Origin of the sequence: Streptomyces sp. DT2A-34 (assembly GCF_030499515.1) — a bacterium.
In the GTDB taxonomy this organism is placed as follows: Bacteria; Actinomycetota; Actinomycetes; order Streptomycetales; family Streptomycetaceae; genus Streptomyces.
Genome location: NZ_JASTWJ010000001.1, coordinates 8,794,151 through 8,820,435 on the forward strand (window position 1 = coordinate 8,794,151; position 26,285 = coordinate 8,820,435).

The window sequence follows — 26,285 nt, forward strand, 5'->3', positions numbered from 1 at the left end:
CCGGAGTGATCGCCGACGCGGTGCACCGCTTAGCGCAGTTCACGGAGCTGGAGCACTGTCATCTCGAGCGGCGTTCGTCGGGCTGGTAGGTGGGACGCACCGGGTAGCCACACCCGGCTCGCGCGTCATCTCGACATGGCACCCGATCACGTGCGTGACCGGACGGCACGCCGCGAACGCGTACAGCCGGTCGACAGTGGTGACGAACGCAGGCCAGTCGTGCACCGTAGAGCCTGCCCGGATACACGGTGTCGCCGGTGAGCAGCCATCCGGTGCACGGATCGTAGTACGTGACCGCTGACTCGTGGTGGCCGGGGGTGGCCAGGCATTCCAGCACTCGCCCGCCCAGGTCGACCCGGGCGGTCTTCTCCGGGCCCAGGTCGAAGCCGAACCAATCCACTCACAGAAGGACCCATGTTCATGCGATCTCCCCTGCGCGGAATCGGCCACGCTGCGGTCCGGTCCGCGCCTACGACCAGCGTCCCAGGGCGGCCCGCGAACTGCGTGTCGCCCGCCACGTGGTCGTCGTGCGCGTGGGTGTGCAACACCAGCAGGGAGTACGCGGACCGCGGGAGCTCGGCGAGCCAGTGGTCGATCAGGTCGTCAACGGTCCGGCGCAACGGGAACCACTCAGGTGACTGGGTGGCCCCGGTGTCGATGAGCACGGCCCACTCTTCGCCGAACAACAGGAACATGAACGGGGCCTCGTAGTGGACAGCCTTGTTCTGGCGCAGTACGTAGGTGTGCTCGTCATGGGCGTGGGTCTGTATCTCGGGGTCTGCGTTGTGCTTCCGGCGACGGCGATCCGTGGATCCAGTGGACGTCGAGCCCGTGCAGTGGTGTCCGGGGCGTGGGGTCCGTCAAACCGGCATCTTCTTCGATGACGATCACGCGGTCGCCGCGTCCGTCGGGTCGGCCAGGCCGGAGGACGTCTGAAGCAGGCGGTCGGCAGATTCCTGGTCGAGAGTGGCGAGCAGCGCTTTGCGGTGGCACATCGAGTAGAAGGCCTGGAGGCCTTCAGCGAGCGGCCTGGTGCCCCCGACGCATTCCGTGAAAGTGAGTCCGGGTGCTTCGAACGGGTCGGCGTTTCCGGGCGACAGCGCGCGGACGCGGTCTTCGATGAGGGAGAAGTAGTCGAGGTTGCGCTCCAGCACCTGAGGCTCGGTCGTCTCGCCGTGCGACGGCAGGACTGTCAACGGCCGCAGAGCCTGCAGGCGTCGAAGCGACAGGCGCAGCCGCCGCAGGTCCTCGGGGTGCGCGCTGGTCACCTCCGGAATCGGGTCCTCGGCGGCGTCCCCGGCGATGCACAGACGCAGTTCGGGAATCCACACCGCGGTGTGGTCGTCGGTGTGGCCAGGAGTGTGGATGAGCCGCAGGGTGAGGTCCCCACCGTGAAGGGTCAGAGTGTCGGTGAACGTGACCGTCGGCTCGACGATACGAACGGTGTTGAAGCGCTCCTCGGCAGCCGCCTTCTCCTGAAGGACGGCAGCTGCCTGCGGCGAGCGGAGCCGGTCCACCGCGGACGCGTGGGCGATGATCGTCGCGCGGTCCTCGACGGCGGCGTTGCCCCAGACGTGGTCCCAGTCGCCGTGTGTGTTCACGACGATCAGCGGGCGGTCGCGCAGGTCTGGTTCGAGCTCACTCAGGACCGCCCGGCACAGGTCCGGCGTGCTGAGGGTGTCGATGAGTGCGACGAAGCGGTCCGTACGGATGGCGAAGGCGTCGACCTCGTCCTTGACCCGGAAGACGGAGACTCGTTCGTCGAGCCTGTCGAGGAGGACGCGCTGAGGGGCGGGTGTGAGGGTGGTCATGGAGTTCGCCCGGCCTCGATCGCGTGCGCGGTGATGTTGTCGAGGTGGAGCTTGAGGTACTTCATGAAGGGTGTGCCCCCGGTGCCGGTGTCATTGGAGTTCGAGGTGGACTTCTGGCCTTGCTTGTGCACGTACATGGCCGCATAGCGCAGGTGCCGTTGGTGGAAGTCGTGCATCGCCGCGATGCACGCGTTGTACGCCTCGACGGCGGCGGGGGTACGGCGGTCGAGCACCGCACCGCGGATGTCGGCGCGCGGGCCCACGGTCTCGATGAAGGCGCGGTGCCTCGGCGGCATGTAGTCCCGCAGGGACAGCATGTAGTCGTTCAGCGGGTCGTCCTGGTGCTTGATGCCGAGAGCTGTCGCGAGGAAGGGGATGACGGCGCTCTGCGCCCCGGTCTCGCCGCTGAACTGCCGCGGCTTTCCGCCGTACTCCGCGACGCCTTCGTACACCAGACCCTCGGGGAAGGCCGGGTTGTTCTTGGTACCGAAGAGGAAGCGGCGGACACGGTTGTAGTAGACGTACGGGTCGCAGCGCTCGGGCATACGGTCCAGGGCCCGCTGCATGCGACCAAGGCTGGCGGCCACGTTGAGCAGCCGTTCGGCGAGGAGTGCGTCGTCGCCGGCGAGGGCTGCGTCCTGAGCCTGGACCATGGCCCGCAGGCCTGGGGCCGCGGCCGCTTCGATCGCCACATGCACCATGACGAACCAGTCGTCGTCCATGCCCCCGAGGAAGTCCTGAAGGCGCGTGAGGTTTCCGAGCTCAACCGGGCGCGAGGGGTCGAAGCGGCCCCAGTTGTGGTACTGGTGCGAGGCGTAGGACAGGATCGGCGGGCGACCCAGCCGGGTGGCGACGGCGTGCCAGGGCACGGCGACGTTGGCGGGGAGGACCCGGGCCGGCGGGTCGGTGTCGTTGAGGTAGCCGTGGCCGAAGTAGGAGAGCAGAAGCATCGCCCGCTCCAGCTCGGCGGTCGTCCGCAGGTTGGTCGTGTCCAGCGGCGGTACGTTTCGTAGCAGGTCGCGGCCTCGGCCCATGATCAAGAACTTGGGCAGGGACGCACCGATCTCGTCCCACTCGCTGTACTCCTTCGGCAGCACGCGCAACGGTTCGGCGCCGGGGAGGAAGCCGAGTTCGTCGTCGACTTCGTAGTCGGCCAGTCGGATACCTGTCATGTGGCGCATTCCTTTGCCGTGGCGTCGTCATGAGTGACGTTACAGCGGAAGTGGACATGAACAAACGGCCACTATGCAGATAGTCAAAGAGTCCACTTGGGGTGTGTTGTGGGAGGTGAACGCCACGTACTCTCCCGCCATGACCACACCGAGCAGACGGCTTCTGGTCCTGCCGCCGCCCTTTCTTATCGATCATCTCCCCGACCGGTCCGCACCCGCCGACGACTCCTGGTTCGCGGCCGTCCGGGCTCCCGAAGGGCTGACCGTCATCCGCCATGCGCCGCCGGACGCCACCGAGGGACCCGAGTACTGGATTGGTCTCTATGGCGACGACCCCCACGACCTGGACCTCCCCGGTATGCTGGCCGCCGTCGTGGGGCCACTCGGATCGGCCGGCATTCCCGTGTTCGTCGCCTCGACCTTCCATTCGGACCTCGTGCTCGTGCCACAGGCACGGTTCACGGACGCGACCACCGTCCTGCGAGCCGCGGGACACACGGTGGTCGGAAACGACGGCGAACCCACCACGCAGCGCTGACAGTGGTGGGTCAGACGGCGTCCCCGCCGGTCGGTTCCCGCAACGTCTAGTCCTCGTCGAGGTCGCTGATGGTCCGCACCAACACCTCGGCGGCTTCCACCAGTTCGACCTCCGACATGCCTGCGTACCCCAGGAGGAGACCGTCAGGTTTGTCCGGGCCCGTGTAGAAGTCGGCCAGGGTCGTCACGCTCACGCCGTTCGCCCGCGCCCGTTCGGCGATGCGCTCGGCGCTCAGCCCGGCTCTTGGACACAGGACCACGTGAAGACCGGCTTCGATGCCGGTGAGCGTCACGGCGTCCTGGACGGGCGCCAGAGCGCCGCGCAAGGCGGCCCGGGCGGCGGCATAGCGCTGGCGGGTCCGGCGGACATGCCGTTCCAGACGGCCTGACTCGATGAGGTGGAGGAGCGTCTGCTGCACCGGCCACGACAGGGGCCCGTCGCACAGGTCCTTGAGCCGCGTGATGCGGCGGGCCATGTCTCGGGGGGCCACCAGGTAGCCACAGCGAATGGCCGGGGTGAGGGTCTTGGACAGGGTGCCCAGGTAGAGCACCCGCTCGGGATCGAGGCCGGTCAGCGTGGGCAGGGGCGGCCCGTCGAAGCGGTACTCGCTGTCGTAGTCGTCCTCGATGATGAAGGCGTCCTCCTCGCGAGCCCAGGCCACCAGGTCCAGACGGCGTCCGATGGTCATCCGGACGCCGAGCGGGAACTGGTGGGACGGGGTGACGTGCGCAAGACGCGGGCGGCCCCGGCCCCGGGGGAGGTCCTGGGGGCGGGCCCCGTCGTTGTCCACCGGCAGAGCCACCGCGGTGAGACCGTGGCAGGCGAGCAGCGCCCGCACGCCCGGATGTCCGGGTTCCTCGCAGGCCACCTTGTCGCCGGAGGACACCAGTGTCCGCATGATCAGGTCCAGTGACTGGGTGGCCCCGCTCGTCACCACGATGCTCTCCGGCTCCGCGGTCAGTCCCCGGGAACGGGCCAGATACGCAGCGATGGCGGCCCTCAGCGGCGGCTCGCCCTGGGCATCGAGGTATCGGTTGGGCGGCGTGGTGCGGGCCACCTCCCGAAGCGCGCGCCCCCATCCTTCGGGTGCGGCATCCGGTGCGGTGACACCGGTCCGGAAGGTGAAGCGGGCAATGTCGGCCGTGGTCGGGGAAGGAACGGGCTCGGACGGCTGTGGCGCGGCACTGCCGTGCCGTGCCGCCTCGTTGAGCGTGCGCACGTACGTTCCCGATCCATGGCGGCCCTCCAGATAGCCCTCGTCGACCAGCCGGGCATACGCCGCCGCGACCACGGTCCGTGACACGGAGAGCTCGTCGGCGAGCGTGCGCGTGGACGGCAGACGGGTGTCGGTCGGCAGGAGCCCCCTGTGAACGGCGTCGCGCAGCGAGGCGACGAGTTGGTCGGTGAGCGTCTCCCCGGAGGCCCGCTCCAGAGCGACTGGCACGAGGAGGCTCGGTGTCCCGCGCCGCCGCTCGCGTGGGGCGCCGGCAGAAGAAGGTGGTCTCATGAGTTTCACCCTTAGTAGCCATCAGGAGGTGTCCACTCCCAACGTACTGCCACCACTTGACCAACGTGGCTGGGCCGGCCGCGCCGCTCACGATGAAGAGACGGAAGGAGGATCGTGAACATGTCCACGCTCAGGACCTCACGGCCGACATCCTCCCTGGATTTCGGCCCGCCTGGAGGACCCCACCCATGCCGCCGACAGGCGTAGCACCTGAGCACCCAGTGGGGCTACCGCCGCTCGACGACTGGGCGGGAAAGGCCGTCTGGGGCGAGTTGGTCGACGCCCGACGCTGCCCCGCCCCGGTCGAACAGCGCTTGGCCATCCCAGGTTGAGATCCCCGGCGCGCTCCGATCGCCTGCCACTGATCACACCCACGACCGGCAAGAGGACCCCAGCCCCTCCCCACGCCACCCCATGACCAGGAATTCAGGTTGAGCAACTCTCAATGGCAGGGATGAGTGAGGCAGGGCTATGAGGCGATCAGGGGAAGCGCGTTGAACACGTGGTGCTGCCAGAGGCGGCGAGAGGCTTCCTCCGGGTAGGTAGTGGTCATCGGCTCCGTGTCGAGGATGCGCGTCGGACGGCGCTCGGTGTCGTAGGCGGGCCAGCCCGGATCGCCGGTGGTGGCGAAGGAGGTCCACGCGGCGCGGACCAGGCCGGAGAGGGCCGCGGCCTCGTCGAGGTGCGCGGGGCCGATCAGTTGTCCGCCGAGACCGCCGAACGTGCCGAAGACGAGCGGGATGTCCAACGCGTGGCAGGCGCCCAGGGCACCGCCGTTCGCCGGTGCGGCCCAGGTGAGTTCGTAGAGGTGGGCCCGGCCGCCTCCTGCCACCTGGGCTTCCGCGAGGTGCAGCGAGGGCATGCGGAAGAGCCAGTCGGACTGGACGAGCTCGAAGATGCGCTCCGCCGGAGCATCCGGGAAGGCCGTGCGGTAGGCGTGCCCGGGGTCCGCGCCCGGCCCGAAGGTACGCAGTGCGGCGACCGCCAGTTCCTCACCGACCTGACCGAGAAGCCCGCCCAGTGCCATGAACAGCCGGAACTCGTCCCGGGTGTGACCGATGATCAGCTCCACATCGCGCGCGGCGCCATCGGCGAGTGCCTGCCACGGTGTGGTCGGCAGGACCTCGCCGTCGACCACGGGGGAGTAGGGCGACGACGAGAGCGCGATCGGTCCCCAGCGATCCGCGTACTGATTCATCCGGGCGCCGAGGGCGAGGCCCGCCCTTGGCAGTTTGTGCGGATCCACCGCCGAGAGGTCGCCCACCGTAGGACGCAGCCCGAGCTCGCCCGCCAGGGCGGTGGCGATGTCGGCGGCCAGCTCGTCGGAGAAGAAGGTGCCGGGCACGCTTTGTGCGATGGCCCGCCGGAACAGGCCCCGCGCTCTCGGCATGGCCAGCAACGAGGCGATGGACCCGGCGCCGGCTGATTCGCCGAACAAGGTGACTTGGTCGGGGTCGCCGCCGAAGGCGGTGATGTTCTCCCGCACCCACTTCAGGGCGGCGACCTGGTCGAGCAGTCCGCGGTTCGCCGGTGCTCCCTCGATGCGGGCGAACCCCTCCATGCCGACTCGGTGGTTGAAGGTCACCACGACGAGATTCCCGTCCCGGGCCAGTCGGCTGGCATCGTAGGCGGGGTCGTCGACGGAACCGAACCGGTAGGCACCGCCGTAGATCCACACCATCACGGGGCGCTTCGCCGCCGGGTCCGGATCAGGTGTCCAGACATTGACAGTGAGCCAGTCCTCTCCGCCGGTCGCATCGATGGGAGCGGGCATGGCGGGGCTCAACGGCTCCTGCGGAGGCGGGGGCCCGAACTCGAACGTCTCGTGTGTGCCCTCCCAGCGGCGCACCGGCTGCGGCGCGGCGAAACGCAAGCCGCCCACCGGGGGTTCGGCGAACGGGATGCCCCGGAAGACCGCGAGACCCTCCTCGCGGCGGCCGCGCACGACACCTGCCACGGTGACGACGTCGGAAGACGGTTCTGTGGTCACGACACTCCTCGTTGAGCTCTGCCGACCGCCATGCGGTCGCTGTACAGGGACCAGACGTCGGTTGTGTGGTTCTTCAGGGCCCCGGGCGGCCGCATGGTTCTTGGTCGCGGGGCCGCGGTGGCGACGAGATTCTCGTCCGGGCGGACAGGCGGTCGGGCCGCGCGTCATCGTCAGGCACGTGACGGTCGAGCCGGCGGGACCTGCCTGTCCGCCGACGGGCGGGCACCTCAGGCGAGCGAGGTCCACACGCTCTTGACCTCCGTGTACGCGTCGATGGCTCCCCTGCCCATCTCCCGGCCCCAGCCGCTGGCCTTGAACCCGCCCCAGGGCGCGGAGGCATCCACCGGGTTGGGCATGTTGATGAACACCGTGCCCGCGCGGATGGCGCCCGCCACGCGGTGCGCCGCGCCCACGTCACGGGTCCACACGGCCGCCGCCAGGCCGTACTCGGTGTCGTTGGCACGGGCGATCGCCTCGTCCTCGTCGTCGTACGGCAGGACGGACAGCACCGGGCCGAAGATCTCCTCGCGGGCGATGCGCATGTCGTCCCGTACGCCCGTGAACACGGTCGGCTGGTAGAAGAAGCCCGGCAGGTCGTCGACGGGTGCACCGCCGGCGAGCAACTGGGCGCCTTCCTGGACCCCGCTGCGGACCAGCGCGTGGACGTGGTCACGGTGTTCGCCTGTGACCAGGGGGCCGAGCTCGGTGTCAGGCGCGCTGCCCGCGCCGAGCCGCATCGCTGAGACCGCCTTGGTGCAGCGCTCGGCGAACTCGTCGGCGAGGGAGCGGTGGACGAGAAACCGGGTGTAGGCGGCGCACACCTGGCCGCTGTTGAGGAGCGCGCCCTGAAGGCAGCCCGTCACGGCCGCGTCCAGATCGGCGCCGGGCAGCACGAGGCTCGGTGCCTTGCCGCCGAGTTCGAGCGAGACCCGCTTGAGGTTGCCCGCGGAAGCCCGGACGATCTCCCTGCCGGTCTCGGTCGAACCGGTGAAGGAGACCTTGTCCACGCCGGGGTGCTCGACCAGGGCCCGGCCCGCTTCGGGGCCTCCGGTCAGCAGGTTGACGACGCCCGACGGCACACCGGCCGCCCGGCACAGCTCGACGAGCCGCACCGTGGTCATCGGGGTCTGCTCCGCCGGTTTGACGATCACGGTGTTCCCGCAGGCAAGGGCCGGTGCGATCTTCCAACTCGCAATCATGAGCGGGAAGTTCCACGGGGTGATCAGCGCGCACACTCCCACCGGCTCGCGCTTGGTGTACTGCAGCACACCGGGGAAGGACAGTGGCGCCGTCTCGCCGTAGATCTTGGTGACCCAGCCGGCGTAGTGGCGGAAGTGCTCGGCCGCAGCGGCGACACTGACCGCCATGGAGACACCGAGCGGCTGGCCCTGGTCGCGCGTCTCCAACTCGGCCAGTTCCTCGGCGTGTTCTTCGATGAGGTCACCGATGCGCCACAGGATCCGGGCGCGGGCGGCCGGGGTGAGGCCCGCCCACTCCGGGCTCTCGAAGGCAGTGCGAGCGGCCTGTACGGCCTCGTCGGCGTCCACGGCCCCCGCCAGGGAAACCCGGGCGTGGGCCTGCCCCGTCGCCGGGTCCAGGGTCTCGAACTCCGCTCCGGAGGCCGCGGCTTGCCACTCGCCACCGATGAGAAGGGTGTTGGTGGTCACAGCTGTACTCCCAGGATGAAGTCGGCGCAGCGCTCGCCGATCATGACGGCCGGTGCGTGGGTGTTGCCGGAGGTGACGGAGGGCATGACGGAGGCGTCAGCGACACGCAGCCCGCCCACGCCGTGGACGCGCAGCTGCGGATCGACGACCGCCATCCGGTCGATGCCCATACGGCAGGTGCCCACCTGGTGGTGATAACTGAGGAGCGTCCGCTTGATGTACGCGGCCACCTCCGCGTCCGTACGCACGTACGGTCCGGGTGCGACCTCGCGGGCCCGCCAGTCGCCCAGCGACTTCTCCTCGCCGATCTCCCGCACCTGCTGAACGGCTCTCACCATGGCCGCGAGGTCCGACGGCTCGGAGAGGTAGGCGGGGTCGAGGGCGGGAGCCTGGGTGGGGTCGGCCGAGCGCAGCCACAGGCGGCCCCGGCTGAGCGGACGGATCGTCCCCGCGAGTACTGAGAAGCCGTGCCCCTCTTCCGGAATGGTCATGTCGGGCACCGGCAGCGGCACGTGGGACATCAGCGGCTGCAGGTCCGGCACGGCAAGTGCGGGGTCGGACTTGGCGAAGTAGTGGGCCTCCAGCTTGTTGGCCGTGCCCTGCGGCACCGGCCGCGCCGACTCCCACACGACCGGAGCGAGGGTGTGGTCGTGCAGGTTGGCGCCCACGCCCGCCAGATCCGAGGTCACCTCCATATCGAGTGCCCGCAGCTCGTCCGCCGGCCCGACGCCGCTGAGCAGCAGCACCTGGGCCGATCCGATGGTGCCGCCGGACAGGATCACGTCGCCTTCGCAGCGGATCTCCGCCGTACGGCCCTCGCGCAGCAGCTCGACGCCCCGAGCCCGGCCGCCGTCCACCAGGACTCGCGTTACCGCCGCGCCGGTCATCACCGTCAGCAGCGGACTGTCGAGCACCGGCTGCACGAAGGCGGTCCACGCGCTGACCCGCCTGCCGGCGCGGATGTTGCGGTGCAGCAGGTTCACGCCGAGCTGGTCCTGGCCGTTGCAGTCGTCGTTGTACGGGAGCCCGTAGTCCTGGCAGGCCTCGACGAAGGCGGTGGTGACAGGGTTGGGGGAGTGGTTCCGGCTGACGGGCAGCGGGCCGCCGACACCGTGGTAGTACGACGCGCCGTCCTCGAAGTCCTCCGAGCGCTTGAAGTACGGCAGCACCTCGTCGTACGACCAGCCGGCCGCTCCCTGGTAGGCCCAGCTGTCGTAGTCGGCACGGTGGCCGCGGACGTAGATCATGCCGTTGAGGGCGCTGGAGCCGCCGAGAACCTTGCCTCGCGGCCAAAAGACCTGGGTTCCGGAGGCGTGCCGTTGGGGTTCGGTGGTGTACGCGTGGTCCTGGGGGGAGTTCCACAGCTCCCACAGTCGCCCTGGGTCGTGGATGGCCGGGTTGTCGTCCCGGTCGCCCGCCTCGATCAGCAGGACGGTCCGGCCGGCATCCACGAGTCTGCGTGTGAGGGCGCAGCCGGCGGAGCCGGCGCCCACCACGATGTGGTCGTAAACGGTGTGTGTTGCTCGCATGACGGGAGGGTCACAGGCGGACGGGCTCCCTGCTTGTGTCGCGGTGCACGGAGTGTTGTGGAGGCGGGCACGAACGGCTGTGTACGGCCGGGTCGGACCAGCCCTCTGGCCGGTTGCGCGTTGCCTTTACGGGACTGTGGGCGACCTGGCAGCTGGGGCGGGCGACCGGCTGGCCCGCGCGGGCGAACAGCTCGTCCGAAGCAGCACGCGACGGCCAGGACCACCTCGGTGGTCCTGGCCGTCGCGGGAGTCGCGGAAAGCGGGCGGGTCAGGAAACGGCGGATGCGCTCCTGGTGCGCTCCGCAGCGCCGTCGCGGACCGCCGCCGCCTCCTTCCTGCGCAGGACGGCGGGAGCCGTCTCCTTCAGTCCGAGGGCCAGCAGGACGACCAGCCCGGCACCCGCTGCCGAGATGTACATGGCCGTCTGAAGCCCCCAGTTGTCGGAGGCCCACCCGGCGATCACCGGAGCGAGGAAACCGCCGGCGAGCTCCCCGATGCCCATGACCAGGCCCAGGGCGGTCGCCAGCGCGCCGCGGGGGACGGTCTCCGCGGGAATGGTCGCCATGAACAGGGTGAAGCAGCCAAGGCCCGTATACGTGAGCACGACGACTGCGCCGAGCATCACAGGGCTGCTCACGTACACCACGGCCAGGGGACAGAGCGCGGCCAACACCGTGAAGACGATCAGTGTGCTCTTGCGGCCGAACCGGTCCGAGATCCCCGGTGTGACGAAGCCCCACAGTACCCACGCCACCCCGAGGCAGGTCACGACGCCGCTCATCGTCGCGGGTGAGAACCCCTTGACCGAGGTCATGTAGACAGGCGCGAACGTGATGATGACGAAGAACCAGGTCATGTACGCGCAGGCGATCAGCACGCAGAGGATGATGTTGCGCTGCCGGAGGATGCTGCCGACGGTCGGCTTGGCCCCGGCGTCCCTGGCCTCCACCGCGGGCTCCGTCGTCACACGGCCGCCCGGCGGCTCCTCACGCACCGACCGCCAGATCCACAGGGCGATCAACAGCCCCGGGACGATGGTGATGACGAACGCCAGTCGCCAGGTGTACTGCGTGGCGATCCACACCACCACGAGCGGACAGAGGATGCCGCCCAGCAGCCCGGCCGAGGATCCCTGCAGAAGTCCCATGTTCAGACCGCGCCGGTGCTCCTGGGACCCCTCCACCATCAGGGACTGCGACACCGGCAGTACAGCACCTTCCGCGAATCCCATCAGCGCCCTGGCCGCCAGCAGTGCGCCGAACCCGGCGACCAGCCCGCTCGACGCCGAGAAGCAGGAGAAGAGCACCACCGCGATGATGATCACGGGCTTGCGACGGCCGAGCCGGTCGGACAGGCGCCCGGAGACCATTCCGGACAGGGCCCAGGTCAGGGCGAGGACTCCGGAGAGCGTGCCCAGAGCGGTGTTCGAGAGGGGATTTCCTCACTGATGAAGGGGACGAGGAAGAGAAGTGCCTGCCGGTCGAAGAAGACGAGGCCGAAGCCCAGGAACAGGATGACGAGCAACTTGTTCTCGTAGCGGCGCGCGTCGGGGCCGGCGCCGCCGAGCGGCAGGAAGGGAGGGTGCCGTGGGGAGAAGAACCAGCATGGGGCTCTCGACAAGCGCAGTGATGCCGCCCTCCGGCCCTGGGGGGAGGCCGGGACGTCAGCCCGTTCCGTGTCTGTGGATGTTCCTGCGGGAGCCGCTCACTGCCGCCCGCGAAGCGGGCCCGTGAGCAGTGTGCGGCTCTCTCTCACGACCGGAGGGTGCACCTCGGCGGCCCACTCCTGCTTGCGTGATGGTGCACCGGCCCTTGCTGCGGCGGGCACGATCGACAGATCCACCGTGTTCGGGTGTCCTACGACGACAGGCAGCGACGGCGTCACATCAGCGCTGGTGAGCAGGGTGATAGGAGCCCCTCGGCGCGAGCTTGTTCGAGCGTGAGGGAGTCGGCAGCCGACGACAACGCGGCAGATGCGCGTGCCGCACCCCGCGTTTGCGGTCATGATCGGCCGGACAGGTCCTTAGGCGCCCAGCGCGGTGCGCCCGGCCCGACGGGCTCATGCCGTACGCGCTCTTGAAGGCGTGGCTGAAGTGGGCGGGGTCGGGAAAGCCCCAGCGGCTTCCGATGGTGGCGACTGGCATGTGGGCGAGCGCGGGGTCGGCGAGGTCGCGCAGGCACTCGGCGAGGCGGCGCTCCCGGAGCCAGCCCGAGACCGTGTATCCCCGCTCGGCCAGCAGTTTGTAGAGGAAGCGCCGTGAGATGTGGTGGGCGGCCGCGATCCGGTCGGGGCCGAGCCCGGGGTCGGACAGCCGCTGCTCCATATAACTGAGGATGCGCCGGGCCAGTAGTTCCCGCCCGTCGTCCTCTTGCGCCACGTGCACCCCGCACCGGTCCGAGAGCATGGCGCCGACCAGGTCCACCACGCTGTCCGCGAGCCGGTGGGTGCCGAGGGCGTCCAGTTGCCGCACCTGCCCGGCCAGCCCGCGCAGGAACGGGTACACCACGGGCCCCAGCCCGTCACTGCAGGGCACGGTGGTCGCGATCACGCGGGTCAAATCGCGTTCGGGCAGCCGGAGCATGACCCGCGGGAACATCAGCACCAGCGTGCGGTACCGCTGGTCGAAGTCGAGCGTGTACGGATGCCGGGTGTCGTAGACGGCCAGCTCGCCCGGCTTGAGCAGGGCCTGGCGGTCCTTTTGGGTCAGCATGCACTGCCCGGCCAGCTGAAGACTCACCTTGACGAAATCGGCCGGGTCGGAGGCGATGTGCCTACCGGTGTGGGCGACGCCGTGCGGATCGGCGTCCACGACCGACACCTGCACCGCGCCGAGCTGGGCGGTGTGCAGGGTGGCGTGGAAGTCGGGAACCTCGCGCGGCAGTGCTTCCAGCGGCACGAAACTCTGGCCGACCACTTCCCGCCAGAACTCGAAGCGTCCTGGGGAGGTCGCGTCCGACGGAGTCGTCATCGAGGGCATGGGTCTCCTCTGCGGGCCCTGCGGCAAGCCGGCCGGTGGGCGTGCCGCCGGATACTAACTGCCGTATCCGGTTTTTATAAAGTGCGATGAATGGGGTGTATAGGAAGATCCCGTGTGCGTCGAGGGCGCGCGGGAGGGGGTTCCGGAAGGGACGCGAAGCATCGCCGGGCCCCCTCCCGCGCACGTGGCATCAGCCGAGGCCGTCCGCGCCGACCTGGACGGCGGACTCGTCGAGGACGGTGTCGGTGACGGGCTGCGGGTGCCCGTCGAGGTCGAGGACCGGTGTGGCCTCCTTGTACCAGGACTCGATGACGGCGTTGCCCCAGAAGTCGCGGCGGCGGTCGTCGCGTACGTTCCAGCGGTACGTCTCGTGGTCCGGGTCACCGGTGTAGTAGTCCGAGGTGTAGATCTCCACGCGGTGGCCGTCGGGGTCCCTCAGGTAGAGGTAGAAGGCGTTGGAGACGCCGTGCCGACCCGGGCCTCGTTCGATGTGGTGCTCCTTGTGCAGCGAGCCGAAGATGTCGGCCGCGCGCAGCACCTGGTGGGACTCGTGGGTCGCCACACCGAGGTGATGCAGGCGCGGCCCGGCACCACCCGTGAAGGCGACGTCGTGGACGGTCTGCTTGCGGTACATCCAGGCCGCGTACAGCTCGTGCTCGTCGCCCTCGATGGTCTCCGAGCAGCCGAAGCCGAGGGACTTGTAGTGGGCATAGGCGGCAGGGATGTCGGGGGTGCAGATGTTGAAGTGGTCGAGGCGGGCGATCTCGGCGCCGTGGCGGATGTCGTAGCGCTGGATGAGGCGCTCGGCGCGCTCGATCTCGTGGAAGAACTCGACGGGGAAGCCGAGCGGGTCGATGACGCGGACCGCGTCGCCGATACCGTGCGTGCCCTCGCCCTTCTTCAGCCGCTTGACCGGGCGTCCGAGGTCGGTGAAGAACTTCTCCGCCTTGTCGACGTCCTCGGGGGTGCGGACGCGGTAGGAGATGTGGTCGAGGGCGGCGATGTCGCCCTTGCGCAGCACCAGGGAGTGGTGGGTGAGCTCGTCCGTGCCGCGCAGGTACAGCGACTCGGTGTCCTCGTACTGGACGTAGAAGCCGAGCATGTCCACCCAGAACCAGCGGGCGGCGCCGAGGTCGGTGACGGCGAGCTGGGCGTAGGCGGACCGGATGACGTCCGGGGCGTTCGAGGTAGTCATGATGTGGCTCCGAAGCGGGGAGTGTGCACCTCGGCGAGGGCGACGTGGACGATCTTCGATTCGGTGTAGAAGTCGATGCTGTGGGCGCCGCCCTCGCGGCCGACACCGGAGGCCTTGACCCCGCCGAACGGGGTGCGCAGGTCACGGACGTTGTGGGAGTTGATCCAGACCATCCCGGACTCGACGGCGTGGGCGATGCGGTGGCCGCGCTTGATGTCCGAGGTCCAGACGTAGGCGGCCAGACCGAACTGCGTGGCGTTCGCGAGCTCCACGGCCTCGTTTTCGTCGTCGAACGGGGCGATGGCGACGACGGGCCCGAAGATCTCCTCCTGGAAGATACGGGCGTCGCGTTCGACCTCGGCGAAGACGGTGGGCTGGAGGTAGTTGCCGTCGGCGAGGTGGTCGGGGCGGTTGCCGCCGGCGACGAGACGGCCTTCCTTCCTGCCGATCTCCACGTAGTTCAGGACACGCTCGTAGTGTTCGGGGTGGACCAGCGCGCCGACCTCGGTGGCCGGGTCGGAAGGAAGCCCGACGCGTACGTTCGCGGCCCGCTCTGCCAGCCGGCGCGTGAACTCCTCGTAGAGCGGGCGCTCGACGAGGACACGTGAACCTGCCGTGCAGCGCTCGCCGTTGAGGGAGAACACCCCGAACACGACCGAGTCCAGGGCGGCTTCGAGGTCGGCGTCGGCGAAGACGACGACCGGTGACTTGCCCCCCAGCTCCATCGACACCGTCTTCAGGTGCTCGGCGGAGGAGCGGATGATGTGCCGGCCGGTGTCGGTGGAGCCGGTGAAGGAGATCAGCGGCACGTCCGGGTGGTCGACGAGGGCCTGGCCGGCCTCCTCGCCGATGCCGTGCACGATGTTGACCACGCCGTCCGGGACGCCGGCCTCGGCGAAGATCTCCGGCCACAGCGAAGCGGACAGTGGGGTCCATTCGGCGGGCTTCAGCACGAGCGGGCAGCCGGCGGCCAGCGCCGGGGCGAGCTTCCAGCTCTCCAGCATGAACGGGGTGTTCCAGGGAGTGATCAGTCCGGCGACCCCGACCGGCGTCCGCACTACATAGCTGAACTGGTCGTCGCCCTGCCGGAACGCCTCCTCGCCCAGGGCCACGATGACGTCTGCGAAGTAGCGGAAGTTCTCGGCCGCGCGCCGCGCCTGACCGCGGGCCTGTGTGATCGGCAGCCCGGAGTCGTACGACTCGAAGGCGGCGAGTCGGTCATGACGGGCCTCGACGGCGTCGGCGATCCGGTACAGGACACCCGCACGTGCCCGGTTGGACAGCCCGGCCCACTCCGGGAACGCGGCACGGGCAGCTGCCACCGCCCGGTCCATGTCGGTCGCGGAGCCGCGTGCGGCCTGTGCGTAGGCCGTGTTGGAGACCGGGTCGGCGACGTCGAAGGTGCGTCCGTCCGCGGCGTCGACGAGGGCACCGCCGATCCAGTGCGGGATCACGGAGGGAAGATGCTCAGGGGTGGCGCTCACTGCGCGGCTCCGATCTGCTGGGTGAGGTCTCCGCCCTCGCGGAGCAATGCGCGGATCTTCGTCAGCCCCGCGTCGGTGGGGGAGGTGAGCGGCGGGCGGACATGAGACGACGCGATACGTCCCTGCTGGTGCAGCACCCACTTCGCCGGCGCCGGGTTGGTCTCGACGAACAAGAGGTCGACGAGCGGGTGGAGGCGGTAGTGCAGATCGCGGGCTCCGTCGAAATCGCCCGCCTCCCACAGCTCGTACATCCGCGCCACGGCACCCGGCGCCAGATTGGCGACGGCTGAAACGAACCCCGCGCCGCCGAGCGCGAGCAGGGGCAGGCAGAGCAGCTCGATGCCGGACCACACCAACAGTGAGCGCCCGCAGGCGTGCAGGACTCGCGAGAAGTGCTCGAAGTCCTTGGTGGTCTCCTTCACGCCGACGAAGTTCTCGAAGTCGGTGAACAGGCGCTTCACCGTCTCGGGTGCGATGTCGACGGCCGTGCGCGAGGGCACGTTGTAGGCGACGATCGGCAGGTCCGGGAACTCCCGGGCCACCGTCGCGTACCACTGGTACAGCGCCTCCTGTGTGGGGCGCGCGTAATACGGCGTGATGACAAGCGCGGCGTCGGCGCCCAGCTCCGCCGCGGCGGCGGTGAGTTCGAGGGTCTCATCGAGCTTGTGGGAGCCGGTGCCGGGCAGGAACGGGACGCGGTCGCCGATCTCCTCGACCGCCGTCCGCATGCCGGCGATCCGCTCGCTGACGCTCTGCGCGCTGGGCTCGCCGGTGGAGCCGCCCAGCGAGATGCCGTGCGAACCGGACTCGAGCTGGAAGCGGATCAGTGAGCGCAGGCTGTCGTGGTCGACGGCTCCGTCCGCGGTGAAGGGGGTGACGACGGGGGCGATGGATCCGCGGATGGCGGATGGGTCGCTGCGGAATTTCATGTGTGCTCTCCTTGCGTGCTCTGCTGCTTGCGCCACCGCTCGTACAGCTCGTGCCAGTCGGGACCGAGGGGATAGAGGCCGTCGATGTCGTGTCCGGCGCGCACCTGCTCGGTGATGAAGCGCTCGCGCTGTTCCTGCTCCCGGCAGTCGGTGATCAGGTCCTCGGCCAGCTCGGGCGGTACGACGACCACGCCGTCCGCGTCTGCGACCAGCAGGTCGCCGGGCTGCACGAGGGCTCCGCCGCAGGCGATCGGCACCCCCGTGTCCCACGGCACATGGCGGCGGCCGAGGACGGAGGGGTGGGCTCCGCCGTGGTAGACGGGCAGCCCGAGTTCGGTGACGGCGACGCTGTCGCGCAGGCCTCCGTCGGTGACCACCCCGGCCGCGCCGCGCTGCTGGGCGCGCAGGGCGAGGATGTCGCCGAGGGTGCCGGCCGAGGTGTCCCGGCGGGCGTCCATGACCAGCACATGGCCGGGCCGCAGCTGCTCTACGGCCCGCTTCTGGGCGTTCATGCCATTGCCGTACCGCTTGAACAGGTCCTCGCGCAGCGGCAGGTAGCGCAGCGTGTGGGCGACGCCGACCATCTTCATGTCCGGCCGTGTGGGACGTACCCCGTCGATGGACATGTGCGGCAGCCCGCGCCCCCGCAACTGCGCGCTGAGCGTGGCGACCGCGACCGAACGCAGTCCGTCCTCGATGCGCTTGTCGAGCAGCGGATCGGGTGTGAACGCGGCTCCGTAGGCGGCCTCGCGTTCGGCCGCGTCCGTCCTCGGCATCGCACCGTACGTCTCCAGGCCGGGCCCGGTGGCGATGGGGTTGTGCAGACGCCCGGTTGACTGCCCGCTGCCGGTGACCTCCACCTCCACCGTGTCGCCGGGAGAGACGACGGACGCGCCGGCCGGAGTGCCCGTCAGGATCACGTCCCCGGGCTCCAGCGTGACCAGTCTCGACAGATCGGCGACGAGCTGTCCGAAGGGGAAGAGGAGCGTGTCGGTGGTGTCGTCCTGCACGAGTTCGCCGTTGACCCAGGTACGCAACCGGAGCGCGTCCGGGTCGAGTTGGCGGGCATCCAGCAGCCGCGGCCCGATCGGGGTGAAGCCGTCGGCGCCCTTGGAGCGGAGGTTGGAGCCGCGGTCGGCATACCGCAGGTCGTAGACCCCGGCGTCGTTCGCGGCGGTCACCCACCGCACGTGGGACCAGCCGTCCTCCGGCCTCACCCGCTGGGCCCGACTACCGATGACCAGGGCTATCTCGCCCTCGAACCCGAGAAGTTCACACCCCTCCGGGCGGACGATGGCCTCCCTGGTGCCGGCCAGCGACGAGGAGGGCTTGAGGAAGTAGGAGGGCTGCGCCGGGATCCGGCCGCGCTCCTTCGCCCGGCTGGGGTAGTTGAGATGGACAGCGATGATCTTCGACGGGGGGTTCCCCAGGGGGTGAGTCATCAGGAGCGCTCCAGGAACGCCTGGACCTTCGCCCTGTACGGCTCGCGGTCGTACGACTTCACGTACGCGCCGGCCATCCGGACGGGGTCGCCGAAGAAGTAGTACTCGTACAGCGCCTGGCGGCTGGAGAACGCGGAGATGCAGGTGTCCCAGACCAGACGGAACAGCTTCACGCGCTCGGGGCCGGTGAGGGTGGCCGACTGGAGGTAGGCCTCGATGTCGGCGGCCGCCGGGCCGGTGATGTCGAGCTCGGTCGGGGTGGCCATCAGCCCGGAGGCGCCGAGCTTGCGCAGGATCTGCGGGAAGCGCTGGTAGAGCTTGGGGTAGAGGTTGCGGGCGGCGTTGAGCGGGGCCCAGGCCGGGGTGAGGACGCCGTACTCGTTGACCTCGGCGTCCGCCTCCGCGGCTCGCAGGAAGGCGCGCAGCGTCTCCAGCGTGGTGATGATCTCGGCGATGTCCTCCTGGACGTGCTGGAACTGCTCGATACCGATGGCGTCCGTGAGCAGTGACACCAACCCCAGGACGTACTCGGTCTTGGCGGTGGTGCGGGTGACGACCTGGTGGGTCATGTGCACCACGGAGGACGTCTGGGAGTAGAAGCCGTTGCACAGCTCGGCGTCGCCGAGGGCGAAGCAGCGCTCGAAGGGCACGTGCACGTCGTCGAAGACGACCACACAGTCGGATTCCTCGAAGCGGGAGGCGAGGGGGTGGTCGTGCCGCGGGCGGTCGTAGTCGAGGGGTTCGCGGGCGATGTAGCGCAGGCCGGGGGTGTCGTTGGGGATGGCGAAGGCGTACGAGTACGGCTTGTCCTCCGGCGTGCCACGCAGCACCGTGGATGGGAAGACGAGCATCTCGTCGGCGAAGGGGGCGATGGTGGCGAGCATGCGTGCCCCACGGATCACCACGCCGTTGTCGTCCTCCTTCACGATGCGTGCCGCGAGCTTGCCGCCCGCCTGCTGGGTACCCGCCACGGCCCGGTTGACCTGCGGCGGGATCAGCGTGTGCGTGCACAGCAGGTCCTCTTCGCGGGCCTTCTCGTAGTAGCGGCGGATGTTCTCGCCGAAGTCGGGGTTGGCCTGGGCGAACCAGTCGGCGGCCGAGGCAAGGGCCATCAGCGAGCTGTTCATGTAGTCGCCGGTGCGGCCGAGCATGCCGTTGCTGTGATCGGCCCACACCTTGAACGCCTTTCGGCGCTTGACGAGGTCGTCCGGGGCCTTCGGGGTGAGGAAGGAGGTGCCGACCGGTTCGCCGGACGTGGGGGAGATGTAGGTCAGGACGTCCTTGTGTTCGTCGCTGTGCTGGAGGTCGTACAGCTCGGCGTAGGTCTGCACTACGTTGCGGAAGGCGGGGTGTTCCTGGATTCCTTCGGTGAGCGTCTCGCCCTGGATGTGCACGGTGGGGCGGGACTGGGAGAGGCGCTCGAGGAATTCCTTGCCGGTGCGTGCGGCCATGGTCGTTCTCCTGGGGTGTGGGGCTTCAGCAGGGGATGGGACGGTCGGAGGGGCTTCAGAAGAGGTGCTCGATGCCGTCGGTGGACTCGGTCGTGGAACCGAAACGGCTCCAGGCGTAGGTCAGGGCGTCGCCGTCGCGATGACCGAGGCCGGTGACGCGGCCGAGGACGAGGGTGTGGTCACCGCCGTCGTACGAGCGCCAGGGCTCGCACTCCACCCAGGCGAGCGGGTCGGCCAGCCGGGGGACCCGCGCGCCCTGCGCCCAGCGGGGCTCCACGGTGCTCGGGGCCCCGGCGAACAACCGGGCCAACTGCTCCTGTTCGGCACCGAGGATGTTCACGCAGAAGGGCCCGTCGGCCAGCTGGTCGTGGCAGCGGGCCCGGCGCGCGACGCTGACCAGAACCAGCGGCGGTTCGGTGGACACGGACGTGAAGGAGTTCATGGTGGCGCCCCGCGGACCGTTGTCGGTCGCGTACGACACCACCGTGACGCCGGTGGCGAAACGCGACATACAGGCACGCAGCGCGCCGGGGCTGGGGGGAGCGAGTGCTTCGGGCATAGGAGGTTCCTTGGGATCGATCGCCCACCGCGCCGTCCCTGTCGACGGGGGAGGAACGGCCAGGGCGGCCGCACATCAGGACGCACGGCCAGGGGGAGACCTGTCCCCTGACAGGCCCAGAGGGCAAAACGGGACGAATGCTACTCAGAGCGTGTAATCAATGCTTTGATTAATTGGCGACCGTACCCCTCTCGGCATCTCCGGGGAAGCCCTCGGGCGAAGGTTTTTAATCGTTCGGAAACCGGGCAGACGCGTCGACGGGCGTCTGCCTCCTGGGTGCGGTCCGTGACACCGCCCCACCTAGACTCCGACTGTGACCCAGGAACCGGAACCGCTGGACGCCGACCACCTGCACTTCTGGTCGTTCATCGACCACGCCGTCGACCGGGCCTCCCGGGAACTCCCCGGCATCAACCCGCTTGCCATGCGGCTCGTACTCACCCTCCATCGCGCGGCCAACATGCTCGTGTACGACCTCGAATCCGCCGTGCACCGGCCTCGCGGCTGGTCGTGGCCCGGCTTCCGAGTGCTGTTCGCCATCTGGCTGTCGGGCCCGGTCGAGGCGAAGAAGGTTGCGGAGTTGTCCGGCATGAGCCGGGCGGCCGTGTCGGCGCTGGTGAACACGCTGGAAAGGGACGGTCTGGTGAGCAAGGAACGGGCCTCCTACGACGGGCGCGCGGTCCAGCTCGGCCTCACCGAAGCCGGCCTGCAGGCGATCACCACGGCCTTCCAGGCGCACAACGCACGTGAACAGGAGTGGGCGGGCGCACTCAGCGAAGGCGAGCAGCGGACCCTCATCGAGCTGCTCGGCAAGCTGACCGCGCACTCCGCGCACTTCGACGTCCGGCATCGCACCTGAGGGGGGTTCCCGGGGGCGACGAGCCAATGTCGTGTGCCCTTCCCGGCGGACGGCGACTGCTTCGCCGTCCAAGCCGCCGACCAGAGCCGACGACACTCGCGGCGCGTGCGCTCGAAACCGCAGCCTGACGGGCGCGTCCCTCTTCCTCGCCCCACTCATTCCGTACCGAGCCGAGTGGCCGGCGTCGTCTCAGGTGGGGAGTGGGCGCGCCTCGACGATCTGCTTCATGACGATGGTGGAGGTCAGCTTCTGCACACCTGGCAGCCTGGTCAGTTGCCCTTCGTAGAGCTTTCGGTAGTCGGCGAGGTCGGCGGCCACGATGTGCAGGAGGCAGTCGGGGTCGCCGAAGAGGCGTTGTGCCTGCAGAACGTTGGGGATGGCGGCGACGGCCTCGTCGAAGGCCGCCAGCGTCGACTGGTCCTCCCGCTGCAGCGTCACGAAGACCAGTGCTTCGAAGCCGAGCCCCACCGCCTCCGGATCCAGTACCGCCTTGTATCCGCGGATCACGCCCGCGCGCTCCAGCTCACGCAGTCGCCGCTGGCAACGGGAGATGCTCAGCCGGACCTTCTCCGACAGTTCCGTGATCGTCTGGCGGCCGTCCTTCTGGAGCTCCGCAAGAATTTCGCGATCCAGGCGGTCGACAAGCAACCCTCTCCCCAATCTGTCCGGCTGGCAGCAAAGAAGGCAAAAATATAACGGTCAAATCTTGCCTAGTCTCGTCTTCGAGAGTCGACGCGGCCGACTGCTTCTTCGGAGGCGAAGTGTGCGCCGCGCCGCGACAAAGTTCTCAGCCCTGAGCGGCGGCGCGACGGCGGCGGTCGCTCACCCCTGAGAACCCCACGCCAATCGGAGGAACCGATACTGATGTCCGTAGTCAACGAGATCGACGTAAAGGCTCTGCAGGACACCATCGACGCCGTTCGGGCCACTCCCGAACTCGGCCAGGTCACCTTCGCTGTCGACGGTTCGTGGCAGGGCGGCTTCCGGATCAAGGCACAGACCGGCGCTCTGACGCAGGGCGGCGAGCGCGACGAGAAGCGCGTGGCGAAGTACACGATGAGCAGCGACGAGCCGACCGCGCTGCTGGGCACCGACACCGCGGTCTCGCCCGCGGAGTATGTTCTGCAGGCGCTGGCAGGCTGTTACACCGTCACACTCACCGCCAACGCCGCCTCGCGCGGCATCGAGCTCAAGAGCTTCCGCCTGGACCTCGAAGCCGACATCGACCTGCGCGGGTTCCTCGGCATCGACACCACAATCCGGCCGGGTGTGCAGCAGCTGCGCGTCCGTGTCCACATCGAGGCCCCCGATGCCACCCGCGAGCAGCTCGAAGAGCTGATCTCTCTCGTCGAGAGCCGTTCGCCCATCCGCGACACCCTCGTCAACCCGGTGGACGTCGTCACCACGCTTGCCTGAGCACGCGACAGCCCGGACGTCCGGCAACGGTAAAGGACACTCGCGACGCACGATCCGCCGTCCGCATCCGCCCGAAAGCGGCACCGGACGGCGGGTATCAGTCACGCGCGTCGGCGCTGTCCTGGACGGCGTCCGCACAACCATCGGTCGGCGGTTCGGCTTACCGGACCATGTCTACGTTCCCTGCTCCGGTTCACCCGGTAGATGACTGCGACAGCAGAAGGTGAGGCCGTCATGCCGAGTGTCCGGGATCTGCAAACAGGCAGGTCCGCCACGGGAAAGACGGCACCACCCCAGCCGGGATTCACTTCCGGGAAATCCGACTGAAGGGGGCTGTTCACATGCCCGATATGCCTGCCGGTGAGTTCTGGAAGAACCTCAAGCCGATCGAGAACTCCCTGCGCCCTGACGCCCTGCCCGAGGTGTATCTGTCGAAGGTCGCTACGGACGACGACCGCTACTACGTCCCGTTCACCGACACCGTCGGCTCCCGGCCGCTGTGGATCAATGTCAAGGACAACAGCTGGGCCGACATCCTGCGGGCCAAGGAGGCAGGGCTGGTCAACCGGCACTATCACCCGCACGAGGTGTTCGCCTACACGATCTCCGGCAAGTGGGGTTACCTGGAGCGGCCCTGGACCGCGACCGCCGGCGACTTCGTCTACGAGTCGCCCGGTGAGGGGCACACGCTGGTCGCCTACGACAGCGGCGAGCCGATGAAGACGTTCTTCATCGTCAAGGGCCCGCTCGTGTGGCTGGACGAGAACGGTGAGGCCGACGGCTTCTTCGACGTGCACGACTACATCAAGATGTGCCGCGAGCACTACGAGAAGGTCGGGATCGGCGCCGACTACGTCGACTCCTTGTTCCGTTGACCGCTGCCGATGGCGCAGACGCTGGGAGGGATCGTCAGCCCGACGATCCCTCCCAGGCACGTGGTACCCGCCGGGTCCGAGGCGCTGTGGCACGGCGAAGAGTGGGTCAGGTCCTGGTGTGACTGGGGTGCAGGGAAGGTGACCGAAGGCTTCGTGCTCCGCCTGTTCGGAGACCGCCGGGCGTTCGTGGACGCAGGTGCGTCGGGAATCGGCGGCGCAATCGCCGTGCCTTCGCCGAACTGGGCGTCGACGCGACGTGCTCGGGCTGTCGTCCGCCTACCCGTTGAACCAGTGGCCCGCACCCCGGCCGAGCGGCTCGGCGGCCGTGTGCAGTTGCCACAGAGGCGGTCACGTGCACGTCCGCAGCCTCGTACGTGACCGGCGCCATCGAGTTCATGGACGGTGACTTCCTCGCCTGTGGTAGGTCACTTAAGCTGTGCCCCCAGGCGTGGAACACGAGGAGCCGTCGTATGTCCGCCGTCTCCGTGATCTCCCAAGTCACGACTGAGAACGTTGCGCCCTCGGAGCGCATTCGCTTCTGGGAGGACTACAACCGCGAGGCACTCGTCGGCCTGTCCTGCACCTCCTATTCAGAGCAAGGGCTCCTCGCCAGGCAGACCAACATCGAACTGGCCGGGTTGCGGGTGGCCGAGATCACCGGGAACGCACACGTGATCGAGCGCAGCTCACAGACGGTCAGAGCCACACCCAAGGACTCGGTGTTTGCGAGCTTGCTGCTCAAGGGTGAGGCAGTGTTCCTGCACGAGAACGGTTGCCTGGCGGTCACGGTGGGTGAGCTTGTCGTCTACGACACGCGCCGGCCGTATCTGTTCGGGTTCTCTTCCTCGATGCGCCAGATCCTCGTGGACATCCCGCGCGAGCTGTTCGGTCAGACCTGCCTCGCGGGCGAACTGCCCGGGGCGATGGTGTTCGGCAGATCCACGGTGCGGGAGGGGGCGCTGGTCGCCGCGTTGCGTTCCACGGTCGGCGGGCCGGTGGAGTCGCGGCAGGCCAACGATCCCGCCTGCGTCGAGCGGGCCGTGCTCGACCTGCTCGCGCAGCTCGCGGCGGAACGGACGGATGGCGGGCCGGGGCCCGATGCCTACCGTTCGCAGTTGATAGTCGCCGAGGACTACATCGACAGGCATCTGCACGACCCGGGCCTGGACGCGGCTCAGGTCGCTGATGTCCTGGGTATCTCCGTACGGCACCTGGGCCGGATCTTCGAGTCCACCGGCAGGTCTCCCATGCGGCACATCGTGGAGCGGCGACTGGTAGCGGCGCACCGGGAACTCACCGTTCCGGGAGGACGGCAGACCACCATTGCCGACCTGGCGTACCGGTGGGGCTTCTCCAGCCAGGCTCACTTCGCTCGCCTCTTCCGCGCGAGATTCGGTATGACCCCGAGTGAGGCCCGTGCGGAGGCCACCAGGAGCGCATCAGGCAACGTTTGACCTCTCGCGATGTGATTCGAGTCGATAGGCACACGGCGCGGAGGCCATCTTGCGGACCCCTCGGTCAGGATCTCCGGGGAGGTGGCCAGATTCATGCGGACAAACCCCGCTCCGCGGGGCCTCAAGGTCACCCCGGAGTTGAGAGCGATCCGGCCTCGCTCCAGGAAGACGGCCGCCGGGTGTGTCGCCAGGACCCAGATTCCGGCGGTCCGCCCAGGCCAGTTACCTGGCTTGGCCCGGGCATCGGACGCACGACGGGCAGGCGTTCGGCAGTACAAGCCGTATATCCGGTATCTCCGCACTCCACCGCGCTGTGGATTGCCGGTGCCACCGGCTCGGCGACCGGTACGTCCACCTCCGCCACCCACGGCGGTAGTGCGCCGTCCTGGCACGCCCTCCACTTGATTCTCGTGCGCCGCCGTAAGGGATTTCGACGCACGTCACGCCGGCCTGCTCGCCGAGCAGAGCTGGCTGCCGGGGGCTGCACCGCCTCCACGTACTGCTGGACACCGGCGCGGGCGGAGAGGTCCTGGGACGGATCAATCTGATCGACATCGCGGAAGGATCCGCCGAACGTGGCCTGGCCGCGTCCGGGGTCCGGCAGGTGTGCGGCCTGCCGTCATGCTGGACAACGCCGGTTAGCGGGGCGTGCTGGCGCGTACGGGCTCGAACAGGCCGGCGAGATCGGGATCGACGGGCGGGCCGGGGGAGCGGGTGCGCGGGCGAATTGCGCTGATAAGAGTCAAAGAGGCCCGCACTTTGTGCGCACACGGTGCGCACAAAGTGCGGATCAGGGGGCAACCTTTGTGCGGACTGTGGCAACAGAGGGGCGATGGGACTTCCTGTACCTCTGAATGAAAGTCATCGCGTGAGCACAAGAGCAACCCTGCGCAGAACACGACGCAGGCGAACGAACCCTCGACGCACCGTTCTCATCGGTGCACTGGCCACCGCCCTGACAGGAGGTGCGGTCGTCGGCGGAGTGCTGATGACGGCATCCGCCTCCGGGCCCGGCGCGGGTACCTACCGACTGGTGAACGCCGCGAACGGCACGTGTCTTGAAGTGCCCGCCGCCACGGCGAAGAGCGGAGTACGGCTCGGCGGGGCGAAGTGCGCCGCCGGCAACGCCGCCCAGCGGACCTGGCGGCTCAGCAAGTCCGGTAACGGGTTCCTGGTGAAGAGTGCGCTCAGTGGTCTGTGCGCGGGGGTGCAGGGCGCCTCCACCTCCGCCGGCAAGGCGGTCCAGCAGCAGCTCTGCGACGGCACGTCCGCGCAGGTCTGGAAGCTGAGCGCGGTCGGTGACGCCTACCACCTGGTCAACGCCAAGAGCGGCAAGTGCCTGAACGTGAAGGCCGGGCTTGCACAGCAGAACTCCTGCGACAAGGTGCTCAGCAAGAGCTGGAAACTGGAGCCCGTCACGGGCCCGGTCA

General features: G+C 68.9%; 22 protein-coding genes and 2 pseudogenes. 6 read left to right on the top strand and 18 right to left on the bottom strand.

What is annotated here, in order from left to right; genetic code table 11:
• Positions 1-58: 58 nt before the first annotated feature.
• The 3 genes from QQM39_RS46350 to QQM39_RS39100 all read right to left on the bottom strand — a co-directional run bounded on the left by QQM39_RS46350 (position 59) and on the right by QQM39_RS39100 (position 2,983).
• On the bottom strand, positions 59-400 hold the full coding sequence (locus QQM39_RS46350; RefSeq protein WP_367669588.1) for an MBL fold metallo-hydrolase: 342 nt from the start codon (positions 398-400) through the stop codon (positions 59-61).
• 487 nt (positions 401-887) lie between these two features.
• Entirely contained in the window at positions 888-1,811 is a 924-nt protein-coding gene (locus QQM39_RS39095) for an MBL fold metallo-hydrolase (protein ID WP_302002341.1), read from the bottom strand.
• On the bottom strand, positions 1,808-2,983 hold the full coding sequence (locus QQM39_RS39100) for a hypothetical protein (protein WP_302002342.1): 1,176 nt from the start codon (positions 2,981-2,983) through the stop codon (positions 1,808-1,810). The genes QQM39_RS39095 and QQM39_RS39100 overlap by 4 nt, the downstream gene beginning before the upstream one ends.
• Positions 2,984-3,122: 139 nt before the next feature.
• Here QQM39_RS39100 and QQM39_RS39105 point away from each other — a divergent pair, with 139 nt between their 5' ends.
• Entirely contained in the window at positions 3,123-3,521 is a 399-nt protein-coding gene (locus tag QQM39_RS39105) for an ACT domain-containing protein (RefSeq protein WP_302002343.1), read from the top strand.
• Positions 3,522-3,567: 46 nt separating this feature from the next.
• On the opposite strand, the gene QQM39_RS39110 is transcribed toward QQM39_RS39105, so the two are convergent.
• From QQM39_RS39110 to QQM39_RS39170, 13 genes are all read right to left on the bottom strand, one after another.
• The gene (locus QQM39_RS39110; protein ID WP_302002344.1) at positions 3,568-4,965 is read right to left on the bottom strand and encodes a PLP-dependent aminotransferase family protein; all 1,398 of its coding nucleotides are present in this window, start codon (positions 4,963-4,965) and stop codon (positions 3,568-3,570) included.
• Between the two features lie 532 nt (positions 4,966-5,497).
• A complete protein-coding gene (locus QQM39_RS39115; protein WP_302002345.1) occupies positions 5,498-7,018 on the bottom strand; it encodes a carboxylesterase/lipase family protein in 1,521 nt (506 codons plus the stop codon).
• Between the two features lie 227 nt (positions 7,019-7,245).
• Positions 7,246-8,685: an aldehyde dehydrogenase gene (locus QQM39_RS39120; protein WP_302002346.1), complete on the bottom strand. Its 1,440-nt coding sequence runs from the start codon at positions 8,683-8,685 to the stop codon at positions 7,246-7,248.
• Entirely contained in the window at positions 8,682-10,214 is a 1,533-nt protein-coding gene (locus tag QQM39_RS39125; protein WP_302002347.1) for a GMC family oxidoreductase, read from the bottom strand. Before QQM39_RS39125 ends, QQM39_RS39120 begins: the two co-directional genes overlap by 4 nt.
• Positions 10,215-10,482: 268 nt before the next feature.
• Entirely contained in the window at positions 10,483-11,583 is a 1,101-nt protein-coding gene (locus QQM39_RS39130; RefSeq protein ID WP_302002348.1) for an MFS transporter, read from the bottom strand.
• A gap of 17 nt (positions 11,584-11,600) precedes the next feature.
• Positions 11,601-11,834 (bottom strand): hypothetical protein, encoded by a 234-nt coding sequence (locus tag QQM39_RS39135; protein ID WP_302002349.1) that lies wholly within the window; start codon positions 11,832-11,834, stop codon positions 11,601-11,603.
• Between the two features lie 265 nt (positions 11,835-12,099).
• Complete coding sequence (locus QQM39_RS39140) at positions 12,100-13,182, bottom strand: helix-turn-helix domain-containing protein (protein ID WP_302002350.1); 1,083 nt, start codon at positions 13,180-13,182, stop codon at positions 12,100-12,102.
• Positions 13,183-13,381: 199 nt separating this feature from the next.
• The gene (gene hpaD, locus QQM39_RS39145) at positions 13,382-14,386 is read right to left on the bottom strand and encodes a 3,4-dihydroxyphenylacetate 2,3-dioxygenase (protein WP_302002351.1); all 1,005 of its coding nucleotides are present in this window, start codon (positions 14,384-14,386) and stop codon (positions 13,382-13,384) included.
• Positions 14,383-15,870, bottom strand: a complete 1,488-nt coding sequence (gene hpaE, locus QQM39_RS39150; RefSeq protein ID WP_302002352.1) for a 5-carboxymethyl-2-hydroxymuconate semialdehyde dehydrogenase — start codon at positions 15,868-15,870, stop codon at positions 14,383-14,385. The genes hpaD and hpaE overlap by 4 nt, the downstream gene beginning before the upstream one ends.
• Positions 15,867-16,799: a 4-hydroxy-tetrahydrodipicolinate synthase gene (gene dapA, locus QQM39_RS39155; protein WP_302002353.1), complete on the bottom strand. Its 933-nt coding sequence runs from the start codon at positions 16,797-16,799 to the stop codon at positions 15,867-15,869. The genes hpaE and dapA overlap by 4 nt, the downstream gene beginning before the upstream one ends.
• A complete protein-coding gene (locus tag QQM39_RS39160) occupies positions 16,796-18,241 on the bottom strand; it encodes a fumarylacetoacetate hydrolase family protein (RefSeq protein WP_302002354.1) in 1,446 nt (481 codons plus the stop codon). The genes dapA and QQM39_RS39160 overlap by 4 nt, the downstream gene beginning before the upstream one ends.
• Positions 18,241-19,692: a 4-hydroxyphenylacetate 3-monooxygenase, oxygenase component gene (gene hpaB, locus QQM39_RS39165; protein WP_302002355.1), complete on the bottom strand. Its 1,452-nt coding sequence runs from the start codon at positions 19,690-19,692 to the stop codon at positions 18,241-18,243. The genes QQM39_RS39160 and hpaB overlap by 1 nt, the downstream gene beginning before the upstream one ends.
• Positions 19,693-19,747: 55 nt before the next feature.
• Positions 19,748-20,251 carry a flavin reductase family protein gene (locus QQM39_RS39170; RefSeq protein WP_302002356.1) on the bottom strand — a complete coding sequence of 168 codons (504 nt, stop codon included), beginning with the start codon at positions 20,249-20,251 and terminating at the stop codon, positions 19,748-19,750.
• 313 nt (positions 20,252-20,564) lie between these two features.
• Between QQM39_RS39170 and QQM39_RS39175 the strand changes: the two genes are divergently transcribed.
• Positions 20,565-21,110: a MarR family winged helix-turn-helix transcriptional regulator gene (locus QQM39_RS39175; protein WP_302002357.1), complete on the top strand. Its 546-nt coding sequence runs from the start codon at positions 20,565-20,567 to the stop codon at positions 21,108-21,110.
• A 189-nt stretch (positions 21,111-21,299) separates the two neighbouring features.
• Here the strand turns inward: QQM39_RS39175 and QQM39_RS39180 are convergent, their stop codons facing one another.
• Complete coding sequence (locus QQM39_RS39180) at positions 21,300-21,758, bottom strand: Lrp/AsnC family transcriptional regulator (protein ID WP_302002358.1); 459 nt, start codon at positions 21,756-21,758, stop codon at positions 21,300-21,302.
• A gap of 216 nt (positions 21,759-21,974) precedes the next feature.
• Between QQM39_RS39180 and QQM39_RS39185 the strand changes: the two genes are divergently transcribed.
• The 3 genes from QQM39_RS39185 to QQM39_RS39195 all read left to right on the top strand — a co-directional run bounded on the left by QQM39_RS39185 (position 21,975) and on the right by QQM39_RS39195 (position 24,855).
• The gene (locus QQM39_RS39185; protein WP_302002359.1) at positions 21,975-22,526 is read left to right on the top strand and encodes an OsmC family protein; all 552 of its coding nucleotides are present in this window, start codon (positions 21,975-21,977) and stop codon (positions 22,524-22,526) included.
• Between the two features lie 341 nt (positions 22,527-22,867).
• Positions 22,868-23,401: a 2,4'-dihydroxyacetophenone dioxygenase family protein gene (locus tag QQM39_RS39190; protein ID WP_302002360.1), complete on the top strand. Its 534-nt coding sequence runs from the start codon at positions 22,868-22,870 to the stop codon at positions 23,399-23,401.
• A gap of 470 nt (positions 23,402-23,871) precedes the next feature.
• Positions 23,872-24,855 (top strand): helix-turn-helix domain-containing protein, encoded by a 984-nt coding sequence (locus QQM39_RS39195; protein WP_302002361.1) that lies wholly within the window; start codon positions 23,872-23,874, stop codon positions 24,853-24,855.
• Positions 24,856-24,914: 59 nt separating this feature from the next.
• On the opposite strand, the pseudogene QQM39_RS39200 reads toward QQM39_RS39195, so the two are convergent.
• Positions 24,915-25,095: pseudogene (locus tag QQM39_RS39200) on the bottom strand (pyridoxal phosphate-dependent aminotransferase); the annotation flags it as partial.
• Positions 25,096-25,843: 748 nt separating this feature from the next.
• On the opposite strand from QQM39_RS39200, the pseudogene QQM39_RS39205 reads away from it, so the two are divergent.
• Positions 25,844-26,215: pseudogene (locus tag QQM39_RS39205) on the top strand (RICIN domain-containing protein); the annotation flags it as partial.
• Positions 26,216-26,285 lie beyond the last annotated feature (70 nt).